2 protein-coding genes are annotated in these 1814 nt (G+C 50.4%); both read left to right on the plus strand.

Annotated elements, in window-relative coordinates; translation table 11 throughout:
* Nucleotides 1-501: hypothetical protein (locus HWQ67_RS17515; RefSeq protein ID WP_218253985.1), on the plus strand; the 501-nt coding region annotated here is incomplete at its 5' end.
* Between the two features lie 61 nt (nucleotides 502-562).
* Nucleotides 563-1252, plus strand: coding sequence for a hypothetical protein (locus tag HWQ67_RS17520; protein ID WP_218253986.1), 690 nt, complete (start codon nucleotides 563-565; stop codon nucleotides 1250-1252).
* Nucleotides 1253-1814: the final 562 nt, after the last annotated feature.

The raw sequence follows: 1814 nt of genomic DNA on the forward strand, positions 1-1814 counted from the left end.
ATGCAATTATGTCCCCTCCTAAATGAATACCTCGAACACTACTGTGGAGAGCACGTACCGGCCCCACCACCTAAAGTGGTCACACCACATAAGAATAAGGCGGCAGCGGAAACCGAGTACGCCTTCACACTTAACATGCCCCCCGGTTATGCCGATGAGGGGGCGATTATCAAAGCTGCAGAGGGTATACTCAGGCATGGCCTGACGCCCGCAGCACCCTACGAAAAAGTATGTTATGGGGCCTATGTTTTAGAAAAGACAGAAGTCGGCACCCCGCATATTCATGGAGTTTATAAGACACCGTCAGGTCGTCGTATTGCAACTAAGTATTTTCAGCGCTATTGGAAACTTTGGGACGAAAAGAAAAAGATGGGCCACGGCCATCAAGGTGGGTACCACCAAAAGGCACGCCATGGCGAGTCTTACTCTGCCTATATGTCTAAGGAGGGAGTGGTTGTCCCTGTCGGTGACACCCTCCCGGAAATAAAATCTAACGACTGAGTATAAAATGCCCCGGTATGCTCGTCGTTCCCGCCCCGCCTACGCGAAGAAGATTCGCGTGATGAAGCGTAAGCGTCTTGTGCGCCGCCGTCGTCCTGCAGGCGGTTCTATACGTTTGATTCGTAAGGTAGCTGAACAGAATGTCTACAACACCGCCGTTTTAGGTACACCGGCTGCGTCCGGTGCTGTTGTGACGATTGGCGCAGCCTATCAGACTCCTCCGTTTGCAGGTGTTGGAACCTACTATAATATTCCGTTCGCCATAAGCACCAAGCTTAACGACCTCCTAAGTTTTACTGAGCTTACTGCGTTAGCAGATAAGTATAAGATTAACTGGGTCAAAGTTAAGGTATTCTGCAACAGCAGCATTGCTTCAACGGCTTCCACAGCGCAGCTACCCTCACTCCTGTATACGTTGGACGATGACGACGTCACCCTCCCAGCCTCGTCTACAACGGGCCTAAATACTATCCGTGAGAAGATGTCCAGTCGCCTGAGACAATTTAAGCCCAATACACCTATCACTTTGTTTTACAAGCCCAAGATGCAGGCCCCGGTTAATACCGCGGCAGGTGTTATTGTAGCTGCCGGCGTCCAGCCGGCGAAGTGGGTCGATTGTAACGTAGTGGACGTGCCTCACTTCGGCGTGAAAGGCTTTATTCAGGATGCTAATTTAGCCACTACTGCGTCTACGCTGACGCAGTTCAAGTTCGACATCACAGTGTCGGTCTCACTTAAGGATATCCAGTAAAAAGGTTCATGAAAGGTGGTAGGTAGGGCGGAGGCGTATTGCCCACGTACGGCGGGGCCCGCCTCACCCGACGGGTGGACCCGCCCGTACACGGACCATTCCGCGTAAGTTACCGCGGATTTCATGAAATCCCGAAAATATCCCCGGGCATCCCGGGCAAATACCAAAATTCATTGATGGTATTCAATGAATATGATATAACTATATCATCTATGTGTGTGTAGTTCCTTGACCTCACACACACATATGTGCCCCGGGCAGCCCCCCGGGCAACCCCAGGCACCCCGGGCAAAATTAAAATCCCCGGGCATAGTATAAATGGAGCAGACTGGCCGATACATGAACAAGCTGAAATGTACGAAGACTGCGATGTGTTTATGCTCTAACTGTTATATAGCGCACACTATAAAGTATGAGAAGTCAATGTTACGTAGTGACTGTGACGAATGTTATATGCAATTATGTCCCCTCCTAAATGAATACCTCGAACACTACTGTGGAGAGCACGTACCGGCCCCACCACCTAAAGTGGTCACACCACATAAGAATAAGGCGGCAGCGG

Origin of the sequence: Candidatus Magnetobacterium casense, assembly GCF_019173545.1 — a bacterium.
In the GTDB taxonomy this organism is placed as follows: Bacteria; Nitrospirota; Thermodesulfovibrionia; order Thermodesulfovibrionales; family Magnetobacteriaceae; genus Magnetobacterium; species Magnetobacterium cryptolimnobacter.

What these genes read in the sequence shown, in the direction of transcription:
- HWQ67_RS17520 (WP_218253986.1), top strand. Translation starts at nt 563, where the DNA reads ATGAAGCGTAAGCGTCTTGTGCGCCGCCGTCGTCCTGCAGGCGGTTCT.